The organism is Streptomyces sp. NBC_00988 (genome assembly GCF_045162645.1).
In the GTDB taxonomy this organism is placed as follows: domain Bacteria; phylum Actinomycetota; class Actinomycetes; order Streptomycetales; family Streptomycetaceae; genus Streptomyces.
The window spans coordinates 5,487,874-5,512,976 of record NZ_CP108730.1; the positions used below are offsets into that span (position 1 = coordinate 5,487,874).

Here is a 25,103-nt window from a genome sequence, read left to right on the forward strand (position 1 = left end):
CTGGCCGTGACATCCACTTCAGCCACCACCGCCGAGAGTCCCGGAACATCATCACTGTGGCGTGAGCCGGCCTTCGTGCTGCTCGCGAGCGCGCGAACCGTGTCCGTGCTGGGCAACGGCTTCGCCGCCGTGGCCCTCGCCTTCGCGGTGCTCGCCCTGCCCGGAGCCGGTCCGGGCCGGCTGTCGCTCGTGCTGGCCTGTCAGGCGTTGCCTCAACTGATGTTCATCCTGGTGGGCGGGGTCATCGCGGACCGCATGTCACGCGCCCGCCTGATGGCGCTCGCGGAACTGATGGGTGCCGTGGCGTACACGGGTCTGGCCACGCTGGTGCTGACCGGGCACGCACCGCTGCCCGCGATGTGCGTGCTGGCGGTGGCGGCCGGTACGGCCTCGGCCCTGTTCATGCCGGCGATGGACGGCATCGTGCCGCTGATCGTCTCCACCGAACACCTCCAACGGGCCAACGGCACGCTGCGGGTGGGCACCAACAGCGCCCGGCTGCTGGGCCTGGCGCTGTCGGGTGTGACGGTGGCCCTGGTGGGTGCGGGCTGGGCACTGGCGTTGAACGCCGCGTCCTTCGTCGTCAGCGCGGTCCTCACGGCCCGCCTCCCGGTCGCCGTACGCCCGCCCAGGAAATCCTCCGGCTGGGCCGATCTCCGGGAAGGCTGGCGGGAGTTCGCGTCCCGCCAGTGGCTGTGGGCCGTGGTGGCCCAGTGGTCGATCGTGATCGCAGCGCTCAACGCGAACGTGGGAGTCCTCGGCCCGCTGACCGCCGACCGCTACCTCGGCGGTGCCCGCGCCTGGTCGGTCATCGTCGCCGCACAGGCCCTGGGCACGATCGCCGGCGCCGGCCTGGCCTCCCGCGTCCGGGTCCACCGCCCGATCCTGGTGGCCGTACTCGCCACCTTCCCGGCGGCCGTCCCGATCGCCCTCCTCGCCGTCCGGGCCCCTGTCTGGCTGATCGCCACCGCGATGTTCACCGCCGGGATCTCCAATGACGTCTTCGGCGTCCTGTGGGCCACGACGATCCACCGCGAGATCCCCGAGGAGTCCCTCTCCCGGGTCAGCTCCTACGACGGCTTCGGCTCCCTGGCCTTCGCCCCGCTGGGGTTGCTCATCGCGGGCCCGCTGGCAGCGACGGTGGGCCTGGGGCACACGCTCGCGGGGTGCGCGGGGCTGGTGGTCGTGGCCACGGCGGCGGCACTGTTGGCTCCTGGGGTACGGGGGCTGCGCAGCACCCCGTGACGGAGGAGGCCGGCGCCGTGGACATCTGGTCGGACTGCTCCGCGTGGAGCCGCCGCATCCTGACCGCCGCCGACCGGCTCTCCGGCTACCGTCACGTCCGGCAGCGGCGGTTCGAGGACTGGTGGGTGCACCCGGATTCGGCCGACGCGGTGGTGCGGACGCTGCTCGCGCTGGGCATCCATTCCCTCGTGCTGGACGCGATGGCCCAGGGGCGGCCGTACACACCGGCCAGGAGCTCACCCGATGAACGAGGCACCAAGCGCCGCCCAGCTCGCGCAGCAGGCTGGTTCAAGAGCAGCGGCTGACGCCTTTTCGGTGTTCGTCGACCGGATAACCAAGATGTGACACTCCATTCACTCCCCTCCCAAGGAGCTTCATGCCCTACCCGCCCATGACACCGGCCAAGTACCTACGGCGGTCGCTGCCGACCCTGGTGCTCCTGCTCGTGGCGCTGGTGACGGGCTGCGGCTCGGCGGATCAACAGGGTTCCGCGGGCGGGCCGTTGAACGGACCCGACTATGCCGACGCCGGATCGGGCAAGGAGTGCATTCCGGAAAAGGAGGGCGGCAGCGTCACGTTCGGCGAGGACGAGCTGCACAACTACGGCAGCAAGGCAGTCGTCATCGACAAGGTCACGCTGAAGAAGGCGAGCGGTCTGCACCTGGTCGAGGCGGTCATCGTGCCCACCTCGACAGCTTTCATCGGTTTGAGCACCGGGTATCCACCCGTCCCGGAGGCACGCAGCGGGCCCGGCATCCACTGGGCCCACCGCCGCGAGGCCCTGGGAGCGACGGTTGCCCCTCAACCGGACAACACGAAAGTCGCGAACAACCTGGTCCTGCATCTCCAGGTCACCGCCGCCTCCGGGGTGCACATGGCCGGAGTCCTGGTCCACTACCACGTCGGCGACTCCGACTACGTGTGGCACAACGTGCTGGGACTGACCGTGGAGACGAAGAAGAAGTCGTGCTGAACCGCCCATGCCCGTCGGGAAAACCGTCCGTCACAGCTCCTTGAGCGCGTCCAGGCTGATGTCGACGTCGATGTCGTACGGCACACCGAGCTTGAGTTGCTCACGGTGGGTGCCGGTCAGGGCGTAGGGCCTCGACAGCGGGTCAAGTTCGTAGGTGCGGACGACCGGGTGGTGGTTGGCACCGGTCAGAGCGAGATATCGGGCTCAGGGCCGTTGCGGCGGTCGAGCACGACGGTCATCTCGCGACGGACCTTGAACTCCCTGGGAACCGTCCGGCGCGGGCCGGTCACCAAGAAGTCGATCACTGTGCTGTGGAAATCCCGCCGCGGGCTCACGAAGACCAAGCTCCCGTCGATCAGCTCGGTGTGCGGCGGCAGGTCGGGCAACGTGAACAGATCGTCCACGGTGTGACCGTCCCGAGGCGGCACCGGCCGACGACCGCGGGGCTCGGCGGTCATGATTCCTCCCGTGGGCGGGATTCTCGGCCTGCCCGTCCGCGGTAACCGCCGGAATCCGCGAACGTCATCACAAAGGCCGACCGGCTCTGCCCGGCGTCCCTCGGTGTTGTCTCCCCGCCCTCCGACGAGCGGGGAGACAACGAGCCCGGGATCAGCTCACCCGCCGCGCCCCCGCCGAAGGCACCGCAGGGAACACGCGCGGAGCGGTGTAACCCGCCGCCGCGAACGCCTCCTCCACCGCCTTGGTCACCGTGTCCGCGTCCGAGGCTTCCACCAGGACGACCGCCGAGCCGCCGAAGCCGCCGCCCGTCATCCGGGCGCCGAGCGCACCCGCGCCGACCGCCGTGTCGACCACGAGGTCCAACTCCGGGCAGGAGATGCGGAGATCGTCGCGGAGGGAGGCGTGGCCCTCGGTCAGGACCGGGCCGATCGCGCGTACGTCTCCCGCGTCCAGCAGGTTGATGACCTGGTCGACGCGGTGGTCGTCCGACACCACGTGGCGGACGTAGCGCTGGATCCGTTCGTCCGACAGGCGGGCCAGGGACGATGACAGATCCTCGTACGCCACGTCCCGCAGGAACGGGACGCCCAACTGGCGCGCGCCCTCCTCGCAGCCCTCCCGGCGTTCCGCGTACGCGCCGTCGCCCAGCGCGTGCTTCACGCGGGAGTCGACGACCAGGAGCGAGAGGCCCTCGGACGCGAGGTCGAAGGGGATCTGGCGGATCGACAGGTCCCGGCAGTCGAGGTGGAGCGCGTGGCCCTCCTCGCAGCAGGCCGAGGCCGTCTGGTCCATGATGCCGCAGGGGACGCCGACGAAGTCGTTCTCCGCGCGCTGCGAGAAGCGGGCCAACTCCGGGGCGGACAGGCCGAGTTCGAAGAGGTCGTTCAGGGCCAGCGCCGTGACCACCTCAAGCGCCGCCGACGACGACAGGCCCGCGCCCGTCGGGACCGTGGACGACAGGTGGATGTCCGCGCCCGTCACCTCGTGACCCGCCTCGCGCAGCACCCACACCACGCCCGCCGGATACGCGGCCCAGCTCGTGTTCGTGCGCGGGGCCAGCTCGTCGACGTGCAGCTCTACGACCGGGCCCTCGATGTCCGCCGAGTGGAGGCGCAGGACGCCGTCCGTGCGGCGGGACACCGCCGCCACCGCCGTGTGCGGCAGGGCGAGCGGCATCACGAAGCCCTCGTTGAAGTCGGTGTACTCGCCGATCAGGTTGACCCGGCCCGGCGCGGCCCAGACGCCCTCGGGAGCGGTGCCGTACAGCTCCTCGAAGCCCTCAAGTACACCCACGTGTTGTCTCCTAACCCTTCGATACGTTCTGCGCGAACGCCCACGCGTCCGCGACGATGCCCGCGAGATCCGCGCGGGACGGGTTCCAGCCGAGGCGCTCCTTGGCCCGGGCCGCCGAGGCCACCAGGGTCGCCGGGTCGCCGCCGCGGCGCGGGGCCACGACCTCGGGGATCGGGTGCCCGGTGACCTGGCGCACGGTCTCGATGACCTGGCGGACGGAGAAGCCCTCGCCGTTGCCGAGGTTGCAGATCAGGTGCTCGCCCGGGGTCGCCGCCTTCAGCGCGAGCAGGTGCGCGTCGGCCAGGTCCGCCACGTGGATGTAGTCACGGACACACGTGCCGTCCGGCGTCGGGTAGTCGTCGCCGAAGACCGAGATCGCGTCGCGCTTGCCCTGGGCGACCTGGAGCACGAGCGGGATGAGGTGCGACTCGGGGGCGTGCCGCTCGCCGCAACTGCCGTACGCGCCCGCCACGTTGAAGTAGCGGAGGGAGACCGCGCCCAACCCATGGGCTGCCGCCTCGCTCGTGATCATGAAGTCGACCGACAGCTTCGACGCGCCGTAGGGGTTCGTCGGGGAGGTGCGGGTGGTCTCGACGATCGGGACCTCGTCCGGCTCGCCGTACGTGGCGGCCGTGGAGGAGAAGACGAGCTTGCGGACGCCGGCCTCGCGCATCGCGGCGAGGAGGGCCATCGAGCCGCCGACGTTGTTCTCCCAGTACTTCTCCGGCTTGACGACGGACTCGCCGACCTGGGAGAACGCGGCGAAGTGGAGGACGGCGTCGTACGAGGAGTCGAGCCACTTGGCCGCGTCCCGGATGTCGCCCTCCACGAACGTGGCACCCGCGGGCACGCCCTCGCGGAAACCCGTCGAGAGGTTGTCCAGGACGGTGACCTCGTGGCCCGCCTCCAGCAGGTGCTGGGCGACCACGCTGCCGACGTATCCCGCGCCGCCCGTGACCAGGTACTTACCGCTCATCAACTCGCTACCTCTCGCAGTCGCTCGGCCGCGAACTCCGGCGGCACGTCGTTGATGAACACGCTCATGCCGGACTCGGAACCCGCGAGGAACTTCAGCTTGCCGGACGTACGGCGAATGGTGAAAAGCTCAAGGTGGAGAGCGAAGTCGTCCCTGCTCACCCCGTCGAACTCCTCCAGCGTGCCGAACGGCGCCTGGTGCCAGGCGGAGATGTACGGCGTCGGAGGCTCGCCCTCACCGAAGATCCGGTCGAAGCGCCTCAAGAGTTCCAGATAGACCTTGGGGAACTCTGTGCGGGCCGCCTCGTCGAGGCCGAGCAGATCGGGCACCCGGCGCTTGGGATACAGGTGGACCTCGTAGGGCCAGTGCGCGGCGTACGGCACGAAGGCCGCCCAGTGTTCACCCTCAAGGACGACCCGCTCACCGGCGAGTTCGCGCTCCAGGACCGAGTCGAAGAGGTTCTCCCCGCCGGTCGCCTCCTTGTGCGCCGCGAGTGAACGCAGCATCAGGGCGGTGCGCGGGGTGGTGAAGGGGTAGGCGTAGATCTGGCCGTGGGGATGACCGAGGGTCACACCGATCTCTTCACCGCGGTTCTCGAAACAGAAGACCTGCTCGACGGAGGGAAGATGCGACAGCTCCGACGTCCGGTCCGTCCACGCGTCGAGGACGAGGGCCACCTGCTCCTCCGTCAGCGAGGCGAAGGACGCGTCGTGGTCGGAGGTGAAGCAGACCACCTCGCAGCGGCCGGAGTCCCCGGCCAGCGAGGGGAAACGGTTCTCGAACACGACGACGTCGTACGACGAGTCCGGGATCTCGCTGAGCCGGTCGCCCGTGGTCGGGCAGAGCGGGCACTGGTCGGCCGGCGGGTGGTAGGTGCGGCCCTGGCGGTGCGAGGCGATCGCCACCGAGTCGCCGAGCAGCACGTCCCGCCGTACCTCCGAAGTGGTGACCGTGCGCTCCAGCGGGCGTCGGTCCACCGCGTCGCGCACGGTGTCGTCCCGCAGGTCGTAGTAGATGAGCTCACGACCGTCGGCCAACCGGGTCGAGGTCTTCTTCACGCCGGGCTCTCCATCCGTACGTACATCCACGCCGCATCCGGGCTTCACACAGAACTAAACACATCAAACCACCAATCCCCCCAGTCGTCACCATCAAAATCAAACAAAGAACACCAACCAAAGACATCAACCAGACATCAACCAAGGTGAGCGCTTGATGCAGACTCTGCAGCCCCCCACCTCTCTCGCCGCCGAGCTCCGGCTCCCCACCAACGGGCTCGACTACACGATCCTGGCGATCTACTTCGTGGTCGTCCTCGGCATCGGGCTGGCCGCCCGCAGATCGGTGAAGACGAGCCTCGACTTCTTCCTCTCCGGGCGTTCGCTGCCCGCCTGGATCACCGGTCTCGCCTTCATCTCGGCCAACCTGGCCGCCACCGAGATCCTCGGCATGGCCGCCAACAGCGCGCAGTACGGCGCGTACACCGTGCACTGGTACTGGATCGGCGCCATCCCGGCCATGGTCTTCCTCGGCCTGGTGATGATGCCCTTCTACTACGGCTCGAAGGTCCGGTCGGTCCCCGAGTTCCTGCTGCTGCGCTTCGACAAGGCCGCACACCTGCTGAGTTCGATCCTGTTCGCCTTCGCCGCGATCCTGATCGCGGGCGTGAACCTGTACGCCCTCGCGATCGTCGTCGAGGCGCTGCTGGGCTGGCCGCAGTGGGTGGCGATCGTGGTCGCCGGCGCGTTCGTCCTCGCGTACATCACGCTCGGCGGGCTGTCGTCGGCGATCTACAACGAAGTGCTCCAGTTCTTCGTGATCCTCGCGGCCCTCATCCCGATCTCCTACCTCGGCCTGAAGAAGGTCGGCGGCTGGGACGGGCTGACCCACAAGCTGGACGCGGCCCACGGCCACAACTTCACCACCGCGTGGGGCGGCACCGGCATCGGCAGTGTGAACCCGCTCGGGGCGAACTGGCTGACCATCGTCCTCGGCCTCGGCTTCGTCCTCTCCTTCGGCTACTGGACGACCAACTTCGCGGAAGTCCAGCGCGCCCTCTCCGCGAAGAACCTGTCCGCGGCCCAGCGCACCCCGCTGATCGCCGCGTATCCGAAGGTCTTCATCGTGTTCCTGGTGATGATCCCGGGCCTGGTCGCCGCGGCGCTCGTCCCGAAGATCGGCACCAGCGGCTCGGACCTGCAGTACAACGACGCGATCCCGTACCTGATGCAGGAGTTGCTGCCCAACGGCGTCCTCGGCATCGCGGTGACGGGTCTGCTCGCCGCCTTCATGGCAGGCATGGCGGCCAACGTGTCGTCCTTCAACACGGTGTTCACCAACGACATCTGGGCCAAGTACGTGGTGACAGACCGCGAGGACGCGTACTACGTGCGCTTCGGCCGCCTGATCACGGTGATCGGCGTGGCGGCTTCCGTGGGCACAGCCTTCCTGGCCTCGTCCTTCTCCAACATCATGAGCTACCTCCAGACGCTCTTCTCCTTCTTCAACGTGCCGATGTTCGTCGTCTTCATCGTCGGCATGTTCTGGAAGAAGGCCACCCCGAAGTCCGGCTTCTGGGGCCTGCTCGCGGGCACGGTGACGGCGATGGTGAACTACTTCTGGATCTACAAGCAGGGGATCATCTCCATCCCCACCGACCAGGGCGCCAACTTCGTCTCCGCGATCGCCGGGTTCGTCGCGGGTGCGGTGGTCATGTTCGCGGTCTCCCTGTTCACCCAGCCCAAGTCCGCGGAACAGCTCCAGGGCCTGGTCTACGGCACGACGTCCCCCGGCATGACCGAGGCGCCGGCCGCGGGCGACGACGCGTGGTACCGCCGGCCGGCGCTGCTCGGCTGGGGCGCGGTGATCCTGGCCGCCCTCTGCTACATCCCGTTCTCGTTCTAGTCGCGGGAGGATTGAGAAACCATGTCTGAGAACTCAGGTCACTCCGAACACTCGGGGCACGACGTCCAGCGCGAGGTCAGCGAGCTGGAGACCAAGTCCACGACCGCGTCCCGCCTGTTCGATCTGCGGCTGATCATCGGGGGCTTGTTCGTCGTCTACGGCGTCATCGTCACGATCGCCGGCATCAGTCCGTCCCAGGCGACACTCGACAAGGCCGAGGGCGTCAACATCAACCTGTGGACCGGGATCGCGATGCTGCTGCTCGGAATCTTCTTCCTGGGCTGGCTGAAGCTGCGCCCGACGCCTCCGGTGGAAGTCGCGGAGGTACCGGAGAAGGAAGAGGGGGCTTAGGTCGTCTTAGGTCGTCTGCCGGGCGCGGGTGAGCTGTGGCTGGTCGCGCCCGCGCAGCGGAGCCGCCGAGGATTTCTCCTGCGCCCAGAAACTGACCGCGCGAGCCCGCACGGCTTGGCCCCAGCTGGCCGCTGGCGAAAGCATCAAGCTCATGCACCTGCACTACGGCGGCTCCGTTACCACCTGGGGCTTCGCCCTCTGCCTCCCCACACTGGGCATCTGACCAAAGCCACACGGCACCGGCTCCGGAGTCAACCCTCGAAGGACTTCCGAAGCCGACCGGTTAATTTTCCAGGCGGACAGGCATCAGCATCGAAAAGGTGCCCTCGCCGTCGGTCCGGCGGATCGCCAGGGGCGCCGTAGGGGCGCCGAACTCCAGAATCAGTTGGTCCCGGGCTCCGGCGGCGAGGGCATGCAGCAGGAACTCGCGATTGACGGCGATGTCGCCCTGGCCGTCGTCACCGTCTTCACAGACGCACACCGTGCCGTCGCCCGCCACCTTGAGCACGCTGAGGTCACAGGACACGCCGTCCTGCTCGCGCACCTCGCTGACGCGGACGGAGCCGGTTTCCACCGCCGCCCGGAAAGCCGGGACATCGACGAGGGCACGGTGCCCTGCCGGCAGGCGGACGAGGCGACGGTAATCAGGAAAGTCGTGATGGAGACGCTGCCCAGCGGCCTGACGGTCCCCTGCCTCCAAGGCCACGCGGTCACCGTCCACAGTGAGCTGGACGGATGCGTCGTCGCTCAGCAGCGCTCGCATCGCGTCGGCGAGTGGGGATGGCACGATGACCTGCACACGCGGCCCGCCATGCCCGGTGGTACCGGCTTGTGCAACTGCCATCCGGTACCGGTCGGTAGCCACGACATGGAGCGTCTCACCCTCGATGTCGAACAGGACACCGCCGAGCATCGGCAGCTCCGGGTCGGTACTGGCGGCGAAGCGGACCGCGTCCAACGCCGCGGCCAACTCAGGCGCGGAGACAGCCAACCGGACGGTGGCGGTGCGGAGCAAAGCCATGGGATTCTCCCTGCGTTCGAGTAGCGCTCGGACCGCGGAGAACTCAATGCGGGCATCGGACAGCCCCAGTTCAAGACGACACAGATGCGCCTGAAGCAGCTTCCGCACGAGGTCGGTGTTCTCACTGGACCAGCCGGCCAGCACCAGCCGAATGTCCGCCAAGGGCATACCAGCCCGGCGCAGCCGGGCCAGCAACCGGGCCTCTTCAAGCTGCTCGGGGCCGTACCAGCGGTAGCCGCTCACCGGATCCACCCAGGCCGGGACCAGCACGCCGGCACCGTCGTAGAACCGCAGGGCGCTCACGCTCAGTCCACTGTCCCGAGCCATCTCACCAATACTGCGCATCTCGCTCTCCACACCCGGAACTCTGAGCCCTCCACCAAGTCGAGGGTCAACCGACCAGCCAAGGGAGCTGCTCCTGCGGCCTCTGCGTCGCCACCCCAGCCATCTGACGAACGTCAGACACGGCACCGGCTCCGGCGTCAACCCCCGAAGGACTTCCGGAGCCGACCACTTAGTTGGTCAGGGACGAACTGGTCGCTACGCCACCCCCAGTTCGCACCACACGTACTTGCCGCGCTGCCCGTTCCTCGACAGCGGCTGCCAGCCCCAGAGGTCGGCGCAGGCCCGCACCAGCGCGAGCCCTCTGCCCGCCTCGGCATCCAACAGATCCGCCAACTGGCCTGGGGGCTCGGGAGGTTCGGGGTCCGCGTCCCACGCCCCGACGCGCAGCACCCCCGCCGACCACCGCACGCGGAGCATCACCGGCCCCTTGGTATGCAGTACGGCGTTGGCCACCAGCTCCGTCGCGAGGAGTTCGGCGGTGTCCACGACCCGGATGAGGCCGTGCGCGGTGAGGACGAGGCGGAGGGTGCGGCGGCAGACGGTGACGGCACGGCGATCGTGCGGCACGGAGAGGGAGTACTCCCAGGGTTCGGGCTCGTTTTCGGGCATGCGTGAACTCCGTTGATGGTGTGGGGAGTTGATGCGGTTCACGGGCGGTGGCTTGTCACGCCGTCATGGCAGGACGGGGTGGTGCGCTTCCGGGGGCCCGGGGTTCCGCACGGTGTGCGTCGCATCACTGACGGTAGGACCTTAATTTAGGACTCCGCAAGTCGTTGCCGTAATCTGCCTCCGAACGAGTCGCCGCCTCCCGGCAGTTGGGGGGGCAAGGAGGAAGCCATGCCACGCCGTAAACAACCCACCGCACGCCAGGTACGACTAGGCGTGGAGCTGCGGAAACTACGCGAAGCCGCAGGACTCAAGGCGCGTGAGGCCGCCACCTTGCTCGGAGCGGATTCTGTCCAGATGAGCCAGATCGAGTTCGGTATCGCAGGCGTGAGCGAGGCACGAGTACGGCGGCTCGCCGCACACTACGACTGCACAGACGACGAGTTGATCCAGGCGCTGGTGACGATGGCGACCGACCGGACCCGTGGCTGGTGGGAGGAATACCGAGGTTTGCTGCCCACGTCGTTCCTGGATCTTGCCGAGTTGGAGTACCACTCCACCTACCGACTCGACGTGGAGTTCCTGCACATCCCCGGGCTTTTCCAGACAGAGGACTACGCCCGCGCCGTCTTCTCGTACCGAGTCCCCGAACTCCCGGCCGACGACCTCGAACTGCGCGTGCGCCATCGTATGGATCGCAAGGCGATCATCGAGGGCACGACTCCAGCCCCGTACGAGGCAGTCATCCACGAGGCGGCGCTCCGCATCAAGGTCGGCGGTCGAACCTGCTCACGGGCTCAGCTCACCCGCGTTCTCGAATTTTCCGAAGCGGAACACATCACTGTGCGCGTCATCCCCTTCGCCCTGGACGACTTCGCCGGTGCCACGAACGCCATGATGTACGCGGGAGGCGCCGTACCGAAGCTCGATACCGCGGTACGCGACGCACCCCACGGCGCGGCCTTCATCGACTCCGAAGCCCAACTCGGCGCCTTTCGAACGCTCTTCCGTAAAGTGGAGGCGGTGTCACTCGACCCCGAGCAGTCGCGTGACGTCATCCATAGGCTGGCGAAGGAACTGTGAGGCGCGCCATGACCATCCCCGACAACTGGCAGAAGTCGTCCTTCTCCGGCAGCGGCGACGGCAACAACTGTATCGAACTCGCCAGCACCTGGCAGAAGTCGTCCTTCTCCGGCGGCGGCGACGGCAACAACTGCATCGAACTCGCCACCACCCCCACCACCCTCCACCTCCGCGAGAGCGAAACCCCCACCACGCACCTCACCACCACCCCCACAGCCCTCGCCGCCCTCCTCCACGGCATACGGTCCCGAACACTGACCGCCAGCCGTGTCGACCATCACGGCTGACCCGTTTCCGCGCCAAGGGACTCCAGGAACGGCAGATACCCCGCCTCGACCCGCCGGGCGTCGCGGCGAACGTACGTGCGGACATCGTTCCGCGGAGTGCCGTCGTAGATGTCGGTGAGGAAAGCCGTCGGCCGGACATCGAGGAAGGCGTCCTTCCAGGGGTAGCGCCTGCGGGCGCCGGGCGGCCCGATGACGGTCCAGGCCCAGTGCAGCGCCAGTAGTGCGGTGGCAGGGTCGCGTGGCAATTCGCCCTTGCGGACGGCCCGCACGACAGCCGCGTGTTCGTGCCTGCTCATGGCCTCCCACGCGACGCGGAATTCCTCCCGCACCCACCGCTGATCCACTACGCGTCCGGCCCCGCCGAATGGTTCACCGGCCCCGCCCTGTCGAGCAGCCCCGTCCGCGCCGCCAGTGCCGCCGCCTCCAGCCGCGACCCCACCCCCAGCTTCATCAGCACCCTCTGCACATGCGTGCGGGCCGTAGACGGGGCGATGCCCATGCCTGCTGCGATCAGGCGGGTGTCCTCGCCGTCCGCCACCCGGACCAGGACCTCGACCTCCCTCGGCGTCAGCATCTGCAACAACCGCTGGCCCTCGTCATCGGGTTGGGCTGCCGGGTTGAGCAGTTCGCTGAAGGCTCCCTGGAGCAGCTGCGGTGCTACCGCCGCCTCCCCCGCCCTCGCCTTCATGATCGCGCGCTCCACGCCCTCGATGCGCTCGTCGTGGCGGACGTAGCCGGACGCGCCTGCGGCGAAGGCCGCTGCTATGCCGCGTGGGCTCGGGACCGGGCCCAGGACCAGGACCGCCACCTGGGGGCGTTCGCGTTTGATTTTTATCACCGGGTCGAAGATGCCCGGTTCTGCCGGTGTCGCTGTGCCCAGTAGGCATACCTCGGGGGCGCGGGTGATCACCAGCTCGGCCGCGCCCGCCGCGGGTGCGGCCGCTGCCAGCACCCGGTGTCCCCGCAGCTTCAGTGCCGAGGCCAGTGCCTCGGCGAGCAATCGGTGGTCGTCGACCACCATCAGCCGCACTCCCATCGAGCAACCCCCCAGTCCCCCCAATGGATGCCCACTATGGATGCCCACCGGTCCCCAAGAACAGAGGGCCCCCAGCACCCCCGCTCTTCATGCCCCCGGAAGCTACACGCTTGTTCGACGTTGCGCTGCCCCTACTGGAGAGAAGTGCCCCAGATCGACGGACTTTTTCGCATTCCTGGCATTCGGGAGTGATGGGGGTGGTGGGGGTCCTGGGGGTCGTGGTGAGTCAGCTGGTTGTGCCGAAGGCGATCGCCAGGTCCTTGTCGCCCGTTGACGATGACGACGGCTTGTCCGCGTAGACCGCCGACATGTAGAGGTGGCCCTCCGCGTAGAGGATCTCCGCGTAGTCTGGGAGGAAGGTCGTCTCCGTCCCCCGTACCGTCTCCGTGCTCGGGTTCTCCAGCAGCTTGGTCTCCTTGAAGGAGGTGCCGTCGATGCTGACGATCTGGCCGCCCTTGTCGTACGGCGGGGACTTGTAGGCGATGACGTTGCTGCCGTCCATGCGCAGCGGGGTGATCGTGAAACCGTCGCCCGCGTCGGCGCGCTGGCCGGTCTGCTTGCCGGTGGCGAGGTCGAAGGCGACGATCTCGTTGGTCTGGCTGTAGGAGTCGCCGGAACCGTCGTGTTCTTCGGTGGGCACGTACAACCGGTCGTTGCCCACGGCCAGTTCGGTGCAGTACTCGACGCGCGTGATGCCGTCGCAGCGGGCCGCGTACTGCTTGCCCGGCGCCGGGATGTGCGCGCGCAGCGCACCCGTCTTGTTGTCGATGGAGAAGAAGTCCGAGATGCCGCTGCCGTCGCCCGCGCTGTCGCCGACGTCGGCCGCGACGACCAGCGGGTCGGTCGACACGATGCTCGCGTACTCGATGCCCTCGGCCATCTTGTAGTCCGAGAGCACCTTCCCGGAGACCGGGTCGATGGTCTGGATGTGGAGGGTGGGCGAGTCGTACGTTCCGCACCTGCGCACCGCGACCAGCTTGGTGCCGCCGCCGTAGCCGGCGTCGTAGCAGTCGGCGACCTTCGGGCTCCACAGGACCTTGCCGGTGGAGATGTCGAAGGCGGCGCCGCCGTCGGTGCTGCCGACGGCGACCGTGTTCGCGCTGACGGTGACGTTCTCGAAACTGATCGCCTGGTCACCGGAGTTGGCGGTCTTCGTCCACAGCTTGGTGCCCGAGTTGAGGTCGATCGCCGCGATCTGGCTGCAGCCGTGCGAGGGCTTGTCCTTGGTCGGCATGGCGGGCTCGTAGAGGATGGCCGTCTTGCCGTCGGTGGTGGTGTGCTTCGTGGCCTGGCAGACCGGGCCGGGGAGCTTGATCGTCCACTGCTTGGCGCCCGTGTCGCGGTTGTAGCCGACGACCTCGGCGCTGCCGCTCTTGGCGTACACCTTGTCGGTGAGCCAGGAGCCGGAGGTCACCATGGTGTCGCTGACCTTGGGCATCGGGACCTCGAAGAGGACCTTGGAGGCCGGGTCGGCCGGGACCTTCTCCTTGCCGCCCGAAGTCGTGCCGCCGGTGCCGCCCTTGCCGTTCGTGCCGCCCGTGGAGCCGCCGGCGGTCGCGGTCTTCTTCGTGTCGTCGTCCTTCTTGCCGGACGAGGACGCGTACCAGATCCCGCCGCCGACGATCAGCGCGATCGCCACGACCGCGGCGGTGATGATCACCGCCGGTGCCCCGAACTTCCGCCCGCCACCACCCGGTTGGCCCGGCTGCGGGTGCAGCGGCATGGTCGGCTGCCCCGGGTAGCCGTAACCCGGCTGCTGGCCATAGGGGTTGGGCTGCTGACCGTACGGCTGCTGCGGTTGCTGCTGCGGCTGGGCGTACGGGTTCGGCTGCTGGCCCGGGTAGCCGTAGCCGGGCGGCGGGGCCTGCGGGGGTCCCTGGGGCGGTTGGGGGGCTTGGGGCTGCTGGGGTGCCTGGGGGTAGCCGTAGACCGGCTGCTGGGCCGGAGGCGCCTGCGGGTGGCCGTAGCCCGGCGGGGGCTGTGGGGGCTGCTGCGGGGGCTGGTCCTGGGGTGGGCCGAAGCCGCCCTGCGGGGGCTGGTTCGGCGGGGGCGGTGGGGGCTGGGTCATGACGAGTACCTCGGGGAGGACGGCGGGACGGGAAGAAGTCGGGGTCTCACTTGCCGTACGCGAGCATCAACTTCTCCTTCGTGTCGTCATTGCCGTTCAGCCGGGTCGACGAGATGTAGAAGCGCCCGTCGACGTAGTCGATGTCCCGGGAGAAGAAGCTGGACTCGATCTGCGCGGTGCCGGCCGGCATCCGCAGCAGCTTCGTCGTCGTGTGCGAGGAGCCGGCCGTCGGGATGGACACGACCTGGCCGCCCGCGCCGTAGGACGCGTCGACGTAGGCGATGAGCTTGCCGCTCTCGACCTTGATCGGGACCATCGACTCGGACGCGGGTGACTTGACGCGCCACTTCTCCTTGCCGGTGGCCAGGTCGATCGCGACGATCTGGTTGGCGCCGGTCGTCGCGTCCGTCGGGAGGTACAGGGTGCTCGCGTCGACGGCGACGCCCTGGCAGCCCTGGAGGTCGCTGTCGACGAACGACGAACCGCAGGTGGGCGCGAACGTGGCCTTGGAGTCGACCTGTGAGCGGACCGAACCGTCGTTCTTCAACGTCGAGATGTTCCAGTGCTTGTCGTCCGAGTCGGTCATGTAGAGGACGACCGGGTCCACGGAGTAGACATGGCCGACCGTCCAGCCCTTGGGGATCGACTTGGTCCACTTGACCTTGCCGGTCGCCGGGTCCAGCTCCTGCACCTCGTCGTGCTCGGTGGAGGAGCCCGCCCCGCAGGACGCGACCGAGATCAGCTTGGCGCCGCCCGCGAACCCGCCCGGGAAGCAGGCCGCACCGTACTTCTTCTTCTCGAAGAGCTTCTTGCCGGTGTCGACGTCGTACGCGATCCCGGACTGCGAGCGGCCCACCATCAGGGTCCTGCCGGTGACGGACAGCCCGATGCTGAGCACGCTGTCGAAGAGGTCGCCGTCCGGGACGGTCGCGGTCCAGCCCTTCGCCCCGGTGTTCAGGTCGAGCTGCTGGAGCTGGTTGCACTTGGCGTTGTCGCTGACACCGCTCTCGTACGCCACGACGATCTTGCCGTCGGACGACTGCTGCGAGGTGACCGCGCAGATCTTCTGCGGGAAGGTGACCGTGGGCCAGGTCGGGTTGCCGTTGCCCACGTTGTAGGCGACGAGTTCCTTGTACGCCGCCTTCACCGCCGTCTTGCCGGTGATCCACATGCCGGGGGCGTCGGCGCCGGAACCGGGCGCGTCCGGCGCCTCCTTGTACCAGAGCACCTTCGCCTCACCGGACTTGCGGCCCTCGTTGAGGTCCTCGGCGTCCTTGCCGCCGTCGCCGCTGCCGTCACCGGGGTTGGCGGGGTCGTCGGCCGCGCTGCTGCCGGAGGGCGAGGGGCTGTCACTCCGCTCCGCCACCGGCTTCTTGTCGTCACCGCCGCTGGTGACCGCCCACACCGTGCCGCCGACGACCAACAGCCCCGCCACCGCGGCCGCGACCACCAGCGCGGGCCGCCCCTTGAAGGGGTTGCGGGAACCACCACCGGGGGGCGGCGGGGTGTACTGCGGCGAGGGCGGCGGGTATCCGTACCCGCCGTAGGGCGGCTGCTGGCCGTACGGCCCCGGCTGCTGCGGCTGACCGTAGGGGCCGGGCTGCTGCTGCGGCTGTTGCGGATAGCCGTAGGGGCCGGACTGTTGTGGTTGCTGCTGCGGATAGCCGTAGCCGGGCTGCGGCGGAACAGGAGCCCCGAAGCCGCCGGACGGTGGCTGTGGCGGTTGGTTCGGCGGCACTCCGTAACCGCCGGACGGCGGCTGTTCGGGCGGCTGAGTCATCAGCGGCTCCCCCTCGTTCACTGATTTTTAGCCACGCCCCGAGGTTCGCGAAGGATCCGGAGGCGCGTTCAAGCAGGTCTCAGACGGCTCTTTCTATCACTGAGCTGTCCATGAAGAACGGGCCGGTTCACCCCTGTTCCCAAGGGAGGACCGGCCCGTGATGACCCCGTTATGCGCCTTCACGCACCCTTCACGCGTCCTCGGCTAGTTCCAGCCACCGCATCTCCAGCTCGTCCCGCTCGCCGCTCAAGTCCCTTAGCTGGGCGTCCAGTTCGGCCACTTTCGCGAAGTCCGTGGCGTTGTCGGCGATCTGCGCGTGCAGCTTGGTCTCCTTCTCGGAGACCTTGTCCAACTGCCGCTCGATCTTCTGGAGTTCCTTCTTCGCGGCCCGCTGGTCGGCGGCGCTCACGGCGGGTGCGGACTTCTCCACGACGGGGACGGCGGCAGCGGCCACCTCCTCCATACGGTGGCGCCGCTCCAGGTACTCGTCGATGCCACGCGGCAGCATCCGCAGGGTCGCGTCGCCGAGGAGGGCGTACACCTTGTCGGTGGTGCGCTCGACGAAGAACCGGTCGTGGGAGATCACGATCATCGACCCGGGCCAGCCGTCGAGGACGTCCTCCAGCTGCGTCAGGGTCTCGATGTCGAGGTCGTTCGTGGGCTCGTCGAGGAAGAGGACGTTGGGCTCGTCCATGAGGAGCCGGAGGAGCTGGAGCCTGCGCCGCTCACCACCGGACAGGTCCCCGACCGGCGTCCACTGCTTCTCCTTGTTGAAGCCGAACGTCTCGCACAGCTGCCCGGCGGTCATCTCCCGCCCCTTGCCGAGATCGACCCGCTCCCGCACCTGCTGCACGGCCTCCAACACCCGCAGCGTGGGCTTGAGTTCGGCCACCTCCTGCGAGAGGTAGGCGAGCTTCACCGTCTTCCCCACGACGACCTTGCCGGCCGCGGGCTGCGTGTCGCCGTCACTGCGGGCGGCCTCGGCCATGGCGCGCAGCAGGGAGGTCTTGCCGGCGCCGTTGACCCCGACCAGGCCGACGCGGTCGCCGGGGCCGAGGTGCCAAGTGATGTGCTTCAGAAGGACTTTGGGCCCGGCCTGGACGGTCACGTCCTCCAGGTCGAAGACCGTACGGCCCAGGCGCGAGGAGGCGAACTTCATCAGCTCGCTGGTGTCGCGCGGCGGCGGCACGTCCGCGATCAGTTCGTTGGCGGCCTCGACGCGGAAGCGCGGCTTCGACGTACGGGCGGGGGCGCCCCGGCGCAGCCAGGCCAGCTCCTTGCGGACCAGGTTCTGCCGCTTGGTCTCCTCGGTGGCGGCGATGCGCTCACGCTCGGCGCGGGCGAAGACGTAGTCGGTGTAGCCGCCCTCGTACTCGAAGACGTCGCCCTTCTGCACGTCCCACATCTGCGTGCAGACCTGGTCCAGGAACCACCGGTCGTGGGTCACGCAGACGAGCGCGGAACGCCGCTCGCGCAGGTGCTGGGCGAGCCAGGCGATGCCCTCGACGTCGAGGTGGTTCGTCGGCTCGTCGAGGACGACCAGGTCCTGGTCCTCGATGAGCAGCTTGGCGAGCGCGATACGGCGGCGCTCGCCACCGGAGAGCGGGCCGATGACGGTGTCCAGGCCCTGCGGGAAGCCCGGCATGTCCAGTCCGCCGAACAGTCCGGTGAGTACGTCGCGGATCTTGGCGTTGCCCGCCCACTCGTGGTCGGCCATGTCCCGGATGACCTCGTGGCGGACGGTCGCCTCCGGGTCGAGGGAGTCGTGCTGTGTGAGGACACCGAGGCGGAGTCCGCCGGAGTGGGTGACACGTCCGGTGTCGGACTCCTCCAGCTTGGCGAGCATCCGGATCAGCGTGGTCTTGCCGTCACCGTTGCGGCCCACGACCCCGATCCGGTCCCCTTCGGAGACACCGAGCGAGACACCGTCGAGCAGGGCACGGGTGCCGTACACCTTGCTGACGTTCTCGACATTGACCAGGTTGACGGCCATTTCTCTCCTGACAGGGGGGACGGTCAGCCTCCCAGAGTAATGCGCGGCGGGAGGCTGACGATCCGTGCAGGTCAGTGAGCTGCCGCCGTCCTGACCTCGGCCAGGAGGTCGTACATCGTCTGGCCCGGGCAGTCCGTCTGGAGCCAGTCGCGGTGGCCGCTGATGGTCTCGTTGTCCTTCTTCACGCCGTTCACCGGGTTGGTGTAGGTGATCTTCGCCTGGGGGTCGAGGCCCTTGAAGCGGGTGATGACCTTGATGAGGCGGATCAGGGAGGCCTTCGCCGCGTCCGTCGGAGGCTGGGCCACGAGGTTGCCGATGAGGGCGATGCCGAGGTTGCCGGAGTTGAAGCCGGCGGTGTGGAAGGCGGTGACGAGGTTGCCGTCCTTGTCGAAGGCCGGGACGAGGTCGTCGCCGGAGTAGCGGCCCTCGTAGACGACGCCCGCCTCGTCGATGAGGAAGTGGTAGCCGATGTCGCCCCAGTCGAGGGTGACCGCGTGGTACTCGTAGATCCCGCGGACGGTCGCGGCCGGGTCCGGGTCGGCGTTCGGGGTGTCCGTGTGGTGGACCGTGATCGACTGCAACGGGTAGTACGCCTCAGGCGTGTTGACCTTGCCGTCCTTGTACCGCTTCGACTCGTCGGCGCCCCAGGCCGGGCGCGAGAGGTAGCGGACACCCCGGACACGGGTCGCCTCGGACGGCACGTGGAAGGTGCGGTCGGGGCCGCGGGTGCAGTCGATGGCGACCGTGCGTACGTCGGTCGCGCCTGCCGGTGCCTTCACCTCGTAGCGGGTGGCCTCGTCGGCGGCGACCAGGGCCGTACCGCCGCCGTCGACGGTCGCGCAACCGGTGCCGGTCCGCTGCCAGTCGCCGTCGGCGAGGCGGATGCCGGCGCCGTCCTGGGCGCCGGTCCAGCGCAGGCCGACGTAGGACGCGGCGAAGGCGGTGGTGGCCGGGGCGGTACCGGTGGCGGCGGCGGAACGGGTGGCCGGGAAGGTCTCCGGCCTGGTGCCGGCGGGGGCGGCATCGGTGCTCGTGGAGTCGGAGGCGGAGTCCGAGCCCGAGTCGGTGGCCGCGAAGACGACCGGGGTCAGGGCGGCCCCGGCGGCCACGGCTCCGGCGGCACCGATCGCGCCGCGACGCGAGAGGGAGCGCTTTCGGCGGTGGGACGGGGTGGGGGACGACGGTGTGGGGGCGTCGGACACGGAACGGACCTTTCCAGCAGTGCACTTGAAGTATCAAACGAACCTATCCGTCCCATCCGCCCCACCTGTACAGCGATTGCGGTACATCTGTGTGGAGATGGTGCGAAGAGAAGGGGACGGCGGGAAGAGTCCGGCCTCAGGCTCCGGCCCCGCGCAGCCGCTGCTGCGGGATCAGGGCCGACGCGGGCGCCAACCCCCGTCCGCCCACGGCCTGTTGCTCTCCCACCGGCATGTCGTCGCGCATCAGGGTCTCGGGGATGAGCACCGCGGCCGTGACCCCGCCGCTCGACGAGTGCCGTACCTCCACGCGCAGGCCCTGCCGCTCGCGCAGCCGGTTGACCACGAACAGGCCGATCTGCTTGGCGTCGAGGAGGTCGACCTTCTCGGACTGGATCTTGCGGTTGGCGTCCGCCATCGCGTCGTCCTTCATGCCGAAGCCGCTGTCCTCGACCTCGATGAGGACGCCCTCCCGCATCCGGGCCGCGCGCAGCTGCACCTGGGTGCTGGGCGGGGAGAACGCGGTCGCGTTCTCGACGAGTTCGGCGAGCAGATGGATCACGTCGGCGACGGAACCGCCGGTCAGCGACACCCTCGGTACGGCCCAGATCTGCACGCGGGCCGAGTTCTCGATCTCGGCGACGGCCGCGCGCAGGATGTCGGGCAGCGGGATCGGGTCCCGCCAGCCGCGGCCGGGCGCGATCCCGGACAGGATCAGCAGGCTCTCGGAGTGCCGGCGCATGCGCGTGGCCAGGTAGTCGACGCGGTACAGCTCCTGGAGTTCGGCCGGGTCGCGCTGTCTGCGCACCAACGCGTCGAGGAGGTCCAGCTGGCGGTGGAGCAGGACCTGGCTCCGGCGGGCCAGGCTGACGTAGACCCCGGAGATCCCGCTGAGGAGTTCGGCGCGTTCGGAGGCGGCCTTGAGGGCGGCGCGCTGGACGGCGGTGAGGGCGGTGCCGACCTGGGCCAGTTCGTCACCGGCGAGGCGGCGCATGGGGGCCTCGGCGTCGATGTCGACGCCCTGGCCCGCGTGCAGTCGGCGCATGGCCTGCGGGAGGCGGCGGCCGGCGACTTCGAGGGCGGAGTTGCGCAGGTCGAGGAGTTCGACGATGAGGCCGCGGCCGACGAGCACGGAGACGAGCAGCGACAGCAGTACGCCGACCAGTCCGAGCACGACGGCGACCCCGGAGGCGCCGAGCGTGTCCCAGCCGAACGGGTCGGCGGCGGCCGTGGCTCCCGTACCGGCCTTCGTCTCGGCCGTCCCGAGCCCCTTGAGGACTCCGCTCACGGTGGCGTCCCAGCCCTTGAGGAAGCCGGCGGACGCGGCCGAGGAGCCGGGGCCCGCGCTGCTCACCCGGTTCTCGATCGCCTGGAGTTGGCCGTAGCCGGTGCCGTCGAGGACCGTGCGGTACGCCGTCCGGTGCTCGGCCCTGAGGTCGGCGACCGCGGGGGCCAGCAGCTCGCGCCGGGTGGCGACGGCGCCGACGAACAGCGCGTACTGCTCCTTCGTCAGCGCGCCCCCGGTGCGGGCGGCGCCGAGCAGCGCCTGCTCGCGGGCGACGGCCTCGCGGGCCCGGGACAGTTCGAGCACCACGCGCGCCTCGGAGGCGTCGGCGGCGGTCTTGTCGCCGGTGAGCGCACCGGTGACGGAGAAACCGTGCTCGACGATCGCCGAGTAACCGCTGTACGTGGCCGTCGACTTGGCGCCCTTGGCGGTGGCCTGTACCCGCAGCGCCGCCAGGCCGTCGGCATCCGCCTCCAGCTTGTCGATACGGCCCGGCAGCGTGGAGTCGATGAGCGCCGCGTCGGAGCTGGACGCGTTGACACCGTCGAGCAGCGCGGCGGCGGCCCTGTCGGTCGCCTTCGTGGTGCTCGTGAAGGCGCCCGGTGCGTCCGCGTGCCGCAGGGCGGCGGTCCGTTCGGCCTGCACCGCGGTGACGAACTCGGCTACGGGGGTGAGGAGTTCGGAGTTGACGTCCTTGGCGGTCTCGGTGGCCGCGATGCTCGACGCGGTGGTGACCGCGGCGAAGCCCCACAGTGCCATCAGGGACACGACGGGCAGCATCAGCAGGGCGACGATCTTCGCGCGGACCGATCTGGGGCGCAGCCGGGCGGGCGTGCGGAGGACACGCATGGGGACCTCGTTCGGGGGAGTGCGGGGGTGCGGGGTGGGTGCGGAGGCGGTTCGTACGGCGGTCGCGGCCCGGGGTGCCGGGGGTCGCGGCCGTGTGGGAGTGCCGAAGTCGGCTCGGGTCGTGAGGAGTTCGGCATCGCGCGGCGGTTCGGCGCCTGGGTCCCGGGGAGTCGGGAGCCGGTGCCGCGGGGCGAGCGGAGACCCGAAGCCGGCCCGGACCGTGGTGAGTTCGGTGAGTTCGGCGCCCTGCCTCGACTCGGCTGTCTGGGCGCGCTGTTGCGGCAGAGGTCGTCGAAGTCGGTTCGGGCGGTAGCCGGTTCGGGCTCGCGGGGTGTGCGGCGCCGAACTCTCCCGTTGCGGCGGGTGTGTTCGCCGTAGGGCGGCCGAAGTCGGTTCAGACCGTGGCGAGTTCGACCTCGCGCAGCAGCTCCGCCGCGAAGGCCGACTCGTGGCGCTTGCCGGTCGGGGACAGGGCGACGTACGCGGAGGCCAGGAAGAGGAACGAGCCGAGCACGACCGCGAGCGGGAAGATGAACTCCGTGGCGGTGGCGCCGGACAGGGCCGCGCCGCTGGGCGCGAGGGCGACGCTCACGGCGTACATGCCGGTGTAGTGCATGCTGCTGACCGCGAGCCCCATGACGAGGGCGGCGAGGGTGGCCAGGACCGGGCCGCGGACGATCAGGGTGAGGGTGAGCGCGGCGGTCGCGGCGACGACGGCGATCGCGACGGAGGCGATGACGAGCCGGGGGTCGTAGTCGATCGTGCCGTGCAGGTCGAGCGCGGCCATGCCGGTGTAGTGCATGGCGGCGACGCCGAGGCCGGTGCCGATGCCGCCGAAGGCGACCGAGGTGACGCGGGAGCGGCCGTAGCCGGCGGTGAAGACGCCGGCGGCGACCACGCCGATGGACATCAGCAGGCTGAGGACGGTGAGCGGGACGTCGTAGCGGATGGGGGTGCCTTCGACGCTGAAGCCGAGCATCGCCACGAAGTGCATGGTCCAGATGCCGGAGCCGATGGCGACGGAGGCGAGGGTCAGCCAGTTCCGTTTGGAGGCGCCGTCCGCCTCAAGTGCCCTTACGGTGCAGCGTAGTCCGAGGGCGGCGCCGACGCAGGCCATCGCGTAGGAGAGGACCGGGGTGACCCAGCCCGCGCTGAAGTGATCCATGTGGCCCATGGGGAGGTTCCTCTCGGGCGTGGCGCGGCGAGACCGCGCGCGCAGGGAGTACCGCCGGTAACGAGGACCGGGGTTGGCTGATCATGCCAGCCGTACCTGCGGGACATACGCCACGAAAGGGATCTCGGGGTCGATTGGTGAACATTAAATCAATGTGGTTTGGATTACACCGAACACGCGTATTTTTGCAGGTCAGGCGGGTGTTCCGTGGACCTCGCGTGAAGATCGGTCGATCACGGTCGCCCCCGCCACCGGACCCGTCGCCGTACGGACCGTCCGGCAGGTCCCGGAGGCCGTCAGCGCCTCCGCCACCTTCGCCGCCGAACCGGAGTCACGGACGAGGAACGCCGTCGTCGGCCCCGAACCGGAGACGAGCGCGGCGAGGGCGCCCGCGGCGCGGCCCGCGGCGAGGGTGTCGGCGAGCTCCGGGAAGAGCGAAAGGGCGGCGGGCTGAAGGTCGTTGGAGACGGCGGCGGCGAGCGCGTCCGGGTCGCCCTTCGCGAGCGCGTCGAGGAGTGGCTGGGAGGCGACCGGCTCGGGGATGTCCGTCCCCTCCCCCAAGCGGTCGAACTCCCGGAAGACAGCGGGGGTGGACAGCCCGCGCCCGGCCATCGCGAACACCCAGTGGAAGGTGCCGCCGGTCTCCAGGACGGTCAGCTTCTCGCCGCGCCCGACACCGAGCGCCGCCCCGCCCACCAGACTGAACGGCACATCGCTGCCCAACTCCGCGCAGATGTCCAGCAGTTCGGCCCGCGAGGCACCGGTACCCCACAACGCGTCGCACGCCACCAGCGCGCCCGCACCGTCCGCACTGCCGCCCGCCATGCCACCGGCGACGGGGATGTCCTTGGCGATGTGGATGTGCACGGCGGGGCTACGGCCGTACCGCTCCGCGAGTGCTACGGCCGCCCGCGCCGCCAAGTTCGTACGGTCCAGGGGGACTTGGGCCGCGTCCGGGCCCGCGCAGGTGACCCGAAGTTCGTCGGCCGGAGTCACGGTGACCTCGTCGTGGAGGCCGACCGCGAGAAAGACGTTGGCCAGGTCATGGAACCCGTCGGCCCGCGCGGCACCCACCGCGAGCTGGACGTTGACCTTGGCGGGAACGCGGACGGTGACGCTCACTTGCCGGACTCCTTGTGCTGGACCTCTTCGGAGCCTGCCTTGTCCTCGCACGCCTTGTCCTCGCCCACCTTGTTCTCCGCGATGCGCGTGAACTCCTCCACGGTGAGCGACTCGCCGCGCGCCTGCGGGGACACCCCGGCGGCCACCAGTGCCACCTCCGCCGCCGCCGCCGACCCCGCCCACCCCGCGAGCGCCGCCCGCAGGGTCTTGCGGCGTTGCGCGAAGGCCGCGTCGACCACGGCGAAGACCTCGCGCCTGGAGGCTGTCGTCTTCAGCGGCTCGGGGCGGCGGGTCAGCGCAACCAGGCCGCTGTCCACGTTCGGGGCGGGCCAGAAGACCGTGCGGCCGATGGAGCCGGCGCGCTTGACCTCGGCGTACCAGTTCGCCTTTACCGACGGGACGCCGTACACCTTCGAACCGGGCGGGGCTGCCAGCCGGTCGGCGACCTCCGCCTGGACCATCACCAGGGTGCGTTCGATGGTCGGGAAGTGTTCCAGCATGTGGAGCAGGACCGGTACGGCCACGTTGTAAGGCAGATTGGCGACCAGCGCGGTCGGGGCCGGACCCGGCAGCTCGGTCACCTGCATGGCGTCCGAGTGCACCAGCGCGAAACGGTCCGCCCGGTCCGGCATCCTCGCCGCGATCGTCGCCGGGAGCGCGCTCGCCAGGGTGTCGTCGATCTCCACGGCGGTGACCCGGTCGGCCACCTCCAGCAGCGCCAGCGTGAGCGAGCCGAGTCCCGGGCCGACCTCCACCACCACGTCGTCGGGGCGGACGCCTGCGGTGCGGACGATACGGCGGACCGTGTTCGCGTCGATCACGAAGTTCTGGCCGCGTTGTTTTGTGGGGCGGACGTTCAGGGCGGCTGCCAGTTCGCGGATTTCGGCGGGGCCGAGGAGGGCGTCGGGGGCGGGGTTGCTGCTCACGTCACCTAGGTTACGGGGCCGATTTTGTCTGCCGCGCCGTCGTGGCTGGTCGCGCAGTTCCCCGCGCCCCTGGGGGGGCTGGCGCCCCCAAGCCCCCCAGCCCTCATCCCTCATCCCTCATCCCTCAT

The 25,103-nt window shown here is 69.5% G+C and carries 22 protein-coding genes and 1 pseudogene; 7 read left to right on the forward strand and 16 right to left on the reverse strand.

Annotation, left to right across the window (positions count from 1 at the left end; all coding sequences use genetic code 11):
- Positions 1-6: 6 nt before the first annotated feature.
- The 3 genes from OG496_RS24940 to OG496_RS24950 all read left to right on the forward strand — a co-directional run bounded on the left by OG496_RS24940 (position 7) and on the right by OG496_RS24950 (position 2,218).
- Positions 7-1,245 (forward strand): MFS transporter, encoded by a 1,239-nt coding sequence (locus tag OG496_RS24940; protein WP_405972455.1) that lies wholly within the window; start codon positions 7-9, stop codon positions 1,243-1,245.
- A complete protein-coding gene (locus tag OG496_RS24945) occupies positions 1,242-1,550 on the forward strand; it encodes a hypothetical protein (protein ID WP_405972456.1) in 309 nt (102 codons plus the stop codon). Before OG496_RS24940 ends, OG496_RS24945 begins: the two co-directional genes overlap by 4 nt.
- A gap of 71 nt (positions 1,551-1,621) precedes the next feature.
- Entirely contained in the window at positions 1,622-2,218 is a 597-nt protein-coding gene (locus tag OG496_RS24950; protein WP_405972457.1) for a hypothetical protein, read from the forward strand.
- A 30-nt stretch (positions 2,219-2,248) separates the two neighbouring features.
- Here the strand turns inward: OG496_RS24950 and OG496_RS24955 are convergent.
- From OG496_RS24955 to galT, 4 genes and pseudogenes are all read right to left on the reverse strand, one after another.
- Positions 2,249-2,676: pseudogene (locus OG496_RS24955) on the reverse strand (Uma2 family endonuclease).
- Between the two features lie 151 nt (positions 2,677-2,827).
- Complete coding sequence (gene galK, locus OG496_RS24960) at positions 2,828-3,970, reverse strand: galactokinase (protein WP_366496976.1); 1,143 nt, start codon at positions 3,968-3,970, stop codon at positions 2,828-2,830.
- A 10-nt stretch (positions 3,971-3,980) separates the two neighbouring features.
- Positions 3,981-4,946 (reverse strand): UDP-glucose 4-epimerase GalE, encoded by a 966-nt coding sequence (galE, locus tag OG496_RS24965; protein ID WP_405972458.1) that lies wholly within the window; start codon positions 4,944-4,946, stop codon positions 3,981-3,983.
- Positions 4,946-6,004: a galactose-1-phosphate uridylyltransferase gene (galT, locus tag OG496_RS24970; RefSeq protein WP_366496974.1), complete on the reverse strand. Its 1,059-nt coding sequence runs from the start codon at positions 6,002-6,004 to the stop codon at positions 4,946-4,948. The genes galE and galT overlap by 1 nt, the downstream gene beginning before the upstream one ends.
- Before the next feature lie 157 nt (positions 6,005-6,161).
- Between galT and OG496_RS24975 the strand changes: the two genes are divergently transcribed.
- A complete protein-coding gene (locus OG496_RS24975) occupies positions 6,162-7,850 on the forward strand; it encodes a sodium:solute symporter family protein (protein WP_405972459.1) in 1,689 nt (562 codons plus the stop codon).
- 21 nt (positions 7,851-7,871) lie between these two features.
- Positions 7,872-8,201 carry a hypothetical protein gene (locus OG496_RS24980; protein WP_399395704.1) on the forward strand — a complete coding sequence of 110 codons (330 nt, stop codon included), beginning with the start codon at positions 7,872-7,874 and terminating at the stop codon, positions 8,199-8,201.
- A gap of 283 nt (positions 8,202-8,484) precedes the next feature.
- Here the strand turns inward: OG496_RS24980 and OG496_RS24985 are convergent, their stop codons facing one another.
- Both OG496_RS24985 and OG496_RS24990 read right to left on the reverse strand, forming a co-directional pair.
- Positions 8,485-9,579: a MerR family transcriptional regulator gene (locus OG496_RS24985; protein ID WP_405972460.1), complete on the reverse strand. Its 1,095-nt coding sequence runs from the start codon at positions 9,577-9,579 to the stop codon at positions 8,485-8,487.
- A 183-nt stretch (positions 9,580-9,762) separates the two neighbouring features.
- Positions 9,763-10,176 carry an ATP-binding protein gene (locus OG496_RS24990; protein ID WP_405972461.1) on the reverse strand — a complete coding sequence of 138 codons (414 nt, stop codon included), beginning with the start codon at positions 10,174-10,176 and terminating at the stop codon, positions 9,763-9,765.
- A gap of 228 nt (positions 10,177-10,404) precedes the next feature.
- Here OG496_RS24990 and OG496_RS24995 point away from each other — a divergent pair, with 228 nt between their 5' ends.
- Positions 10,405-11,256 (forward strand): helix-turn-helix domain-containing protein, encoded by an 852-nt coding sequence (locus tag OG496_RS24995; RefSeq protein WP_405972462.1) that lies wholly within the window; start codon positions 10,405-10,407, stop codon positions 11,254-11,256.
- 8 nt (positions 11,257-11,264) lie between these two features.
- The gene (locus OG496_RS25000; protein WP_405972463.1) at positions 11,265-11,543 is read left to right on the forward strand and encodes a DUF397 domain-containing protein; all 279 of its coding nucleotides are present in this window, start codon (positions 11,265-11,267) and stop codon (positions 11,541-11,543) included.
- On the opposite strand, the gene OG496_RS25005 is transcribed toward OG496_RS25000, so the two are convergent.
- The 10 genes from OG496_RS25005 to rsmA all read right to left on the reverse strand — a co-directional run bounded on the left by OG496_RS25005 (position 11,534) and on the right by rsmA (position 24,975).
- On the reverse strand, positions 11,534-11,839 hold the full coding sequence (locus tag OG496_RS25005; RefSeq protein WP_405972464.1) for a hypothetical protein: 306 nt from the start codon (positions 11,837-11,839) through the stop codon (positions 11,534-11,536). The two genes, OG496_RS25000 and OG496_RS25005, sit on opposite strands and share 10 nt — an antisense overlap.
- A gap of 47 nt (positions 11,840-11,886) precedes the next feature.
- Positions 11,887-12,579, reverse strand: a complete 693-nt coding sequence (locus tag OG496_RS25010; RefSeq protein WP_405972465.1) for a LuxR C-terminal-related transcriptional regulator — start codon at positions 12,577-12,579, stop codon at positions 11,887-11,889.
- A 226-nt stretch (positions 12,580-12,805) separates the two neighbouring features.
- Positions 12,806-14,647 carry a PQQ-binding-like beta-propeller repeat protein gene (locus OG496_RS25015; protein ID WP_405972466.1) on the reverse strand — a complete coding sequence of 614 codons (1,842 nt, stop codon included), beginning with the start codon at positions 14,645-14,647 and terminating at the stop codon, positions 12,806-12,808.
- 46 nt (positions 14,648-14,693) lie between these two features.
- A complete protein-coding gene (locus tag OG496_RS25020) occupies positions 14,694-16,427 on the reverse strand; it encodes a PQQ-binding-like beta-propeller repeat protein (RefSeq protein ID WP_405972467.1) in 1,734 nt (577 codons plus the stop codon).
- A gap of 190 nt (positions 16,428-16,617) precedes the next feature.
- Positions 16,618-18,420 carry an ABC-F family ATP-binding cassette domain-containing protein gene (locus OG496_RS25025; RefSeq protein ID WP_405972468.1) on the reverse strand — a complete coding sequence of 601 codons (1,803 nt, stop codon included), beginning with the start codon at positions 18,418-18,420 and terminating at the stop codon, positions 16,618-16,620.
- 71 nt (positions 18,421-18,491) lie between these two features.
- Entirely contained in the window at positions 18,492-19,529 is a 1,038-nt protein-coding gene (locus tag OG496_RS25030; protein WP_405976702.1) for an N-acetylmuramoyl-L-alanine amidase, read from the reverse strand.
- Between the two features lie 229 nt (positions 19,530-19,758).
- Positions 19,759-21,753: a nitrate- and nitrite sensing domain-containing protein gene (locus OG496_RS25035; protein ID WP_405972469.1), complete on the reverse strand. Its 1,995-nt coding sequence runs from the start codon at positions 21,751-21,753 to the stop codon at positions 19,759-19,761.
- Positions 21,754-22,147: 394 nt separating this feature from the next.
- Positions 22,148-22,927 carry an MHYT domain-containing protein gene (locus OG496_RS25040; RefSeq protein WP_390166033.1) on the reverse strand — a complete coding sequence of 260 codons (780 nt, stop codon included), beginning with the start codon at positions 22,925-22,927 and terminating at the stop codon, positions 22,148-22,150.
- A 192-nt stretch (positions 22,928-23,119) separates the two neighbouring features.
- Positions 23,120-24,049 (reverse strand): 4-(cytidine 5'-diphospho)-2-C-methyl-D-erythritol kinase, encoded by a 930-nt coding sequence (locus OG496_RS25045; RefSeq protein WP_405972470.1) that lies wholly within the window; start codon positions 24,047-24,049, stop codon positions 23,120-23,122.
- Positions 24,046-24,975, reverse strand: coding sequence for a 16S rRNA (adenine(1518)-N(6)/adenine(1519)-N(6))-dimethyltransferase RsmA (rsmA, locus tag OG496_RS25050; RefSeq protein ID WP_405972471.1), 930 nt, complete (start codon positions 24,973-24,975; stop codon positions 24,046-24,048). The genes OG496_RS25045 and rsmA overlap by 4 nt, the downstream gene beginning before the upstream one ends.
- Positions 24,976-25,103 lie beyond the last annotated feature (128 nt).

What these genes read in the sequence shown, in the direction of transcription:
- OG496_RS25025 (WP_405972468.1), bottom strand. Translation starts at nt 18,420, where the DNA reads ATGGCCGTCAACCTGGTCAATGTCGAGAACGTCAGCAAGGTGTACGGC.
- OG496_RS24950 (WP_405972457.1), top strand. Translation starts at nt 1,622, where the DNA reads ATGCCCTACCCGCCCATGACACCGGCCAAGTACCTACGGCGGTCGCTG.
- galE (WP_405972458.1), bottom strand. Translation starts at nt 4,946, where the DNA reads ATGAGCGGTAAGTACCTGGTCACGGGCGGCGCGGGATACGTCGGCAGC.
- OG496_RS25015 (WP_405972466.1), bottom strand. Translation starts at nt 14,647, where the DNA reads ATGACCCAGCCCCCACCGCCCCCGCCGAACCAGCCCCCGCAGGGCGGC.
- OG496_RS25010 (WP_405972465.1), bottom strand. Translation starts at nt 12,579, where the DNA reads ATGGGAGTGCGGCTGATGGTGGTCGACGACCACCGATTGCTCGCCGAG.
- OG496_RS25020 (WP_405972467.1), bottom strand. Translation starts at nt 16,427, where the DNA reads ATGACTCAGCCGCCCGAACAGCCGCCGTCCGGCGGTTACGGAGTGCCG.
- OG496_RS24990 (WP_405972461.1), bottom strand. Translation starts at nt 10,176, where the DNA reads ATGCCCGAAAACGAGCCCGAACCCTGGGAGTACTCCCTCTCCGTGCCG.
- OG496_RS25000 (WP_405972463.1), top strand. Translation starts at nt 11,265, where the DNA reads ATGACCATCCCCGACAACTGGCAGAAGTCGTCCTTCTCCGGCAGCGGC.
- OG496_RS24995 (WP_405972462.1), top strand. Translation starts at nt 10,405, where the DNA reads ATGCCACGCCGTAAACAACCCACCGCACGCCAGGTACGACTAGGCGTG.
- OG496_RS24975 (WP_405972459.1), top strand. Translation starts at nt 6,162, where the DNA reads ATGCAGACTCTGCAGCCCCCCACCTCTCTCGCCGCCGAGCTCCGGCTC.
- OG496_RS25040 (WP_390166033.1), bottom strand. Translation starts at nt 22,927, where the DNA reads ATGGGCCACATGGATCACTTCAGCGCGGGCTGGGTCACCCCGGTCCTC.
- OG496_RS25005 (WP_405972464.1), bottom strand. Translation starts at nt 11,839, where the DNA reads ATGAGCAGGCACGAACACGCGGCTGTCGTGCGGGCCGTCCGCAAGGGC.
- OG496_RS24980 (WP_399395704.1), top strand. Translation starts at nt 7,872, where the DNA reads ATGTCTGAGAACTCAGGTCACTCCGAACACTCGGGGCACGACGTCCAG.
- OG496_RS25035 (WP_405972469.1), bottom strand. Translation starts at nt 21,753, where the DNA reads ATGCGTGTCCTCCGCACGCCCGCCCGGCTGCGCCCCAGATCGGTCCGC.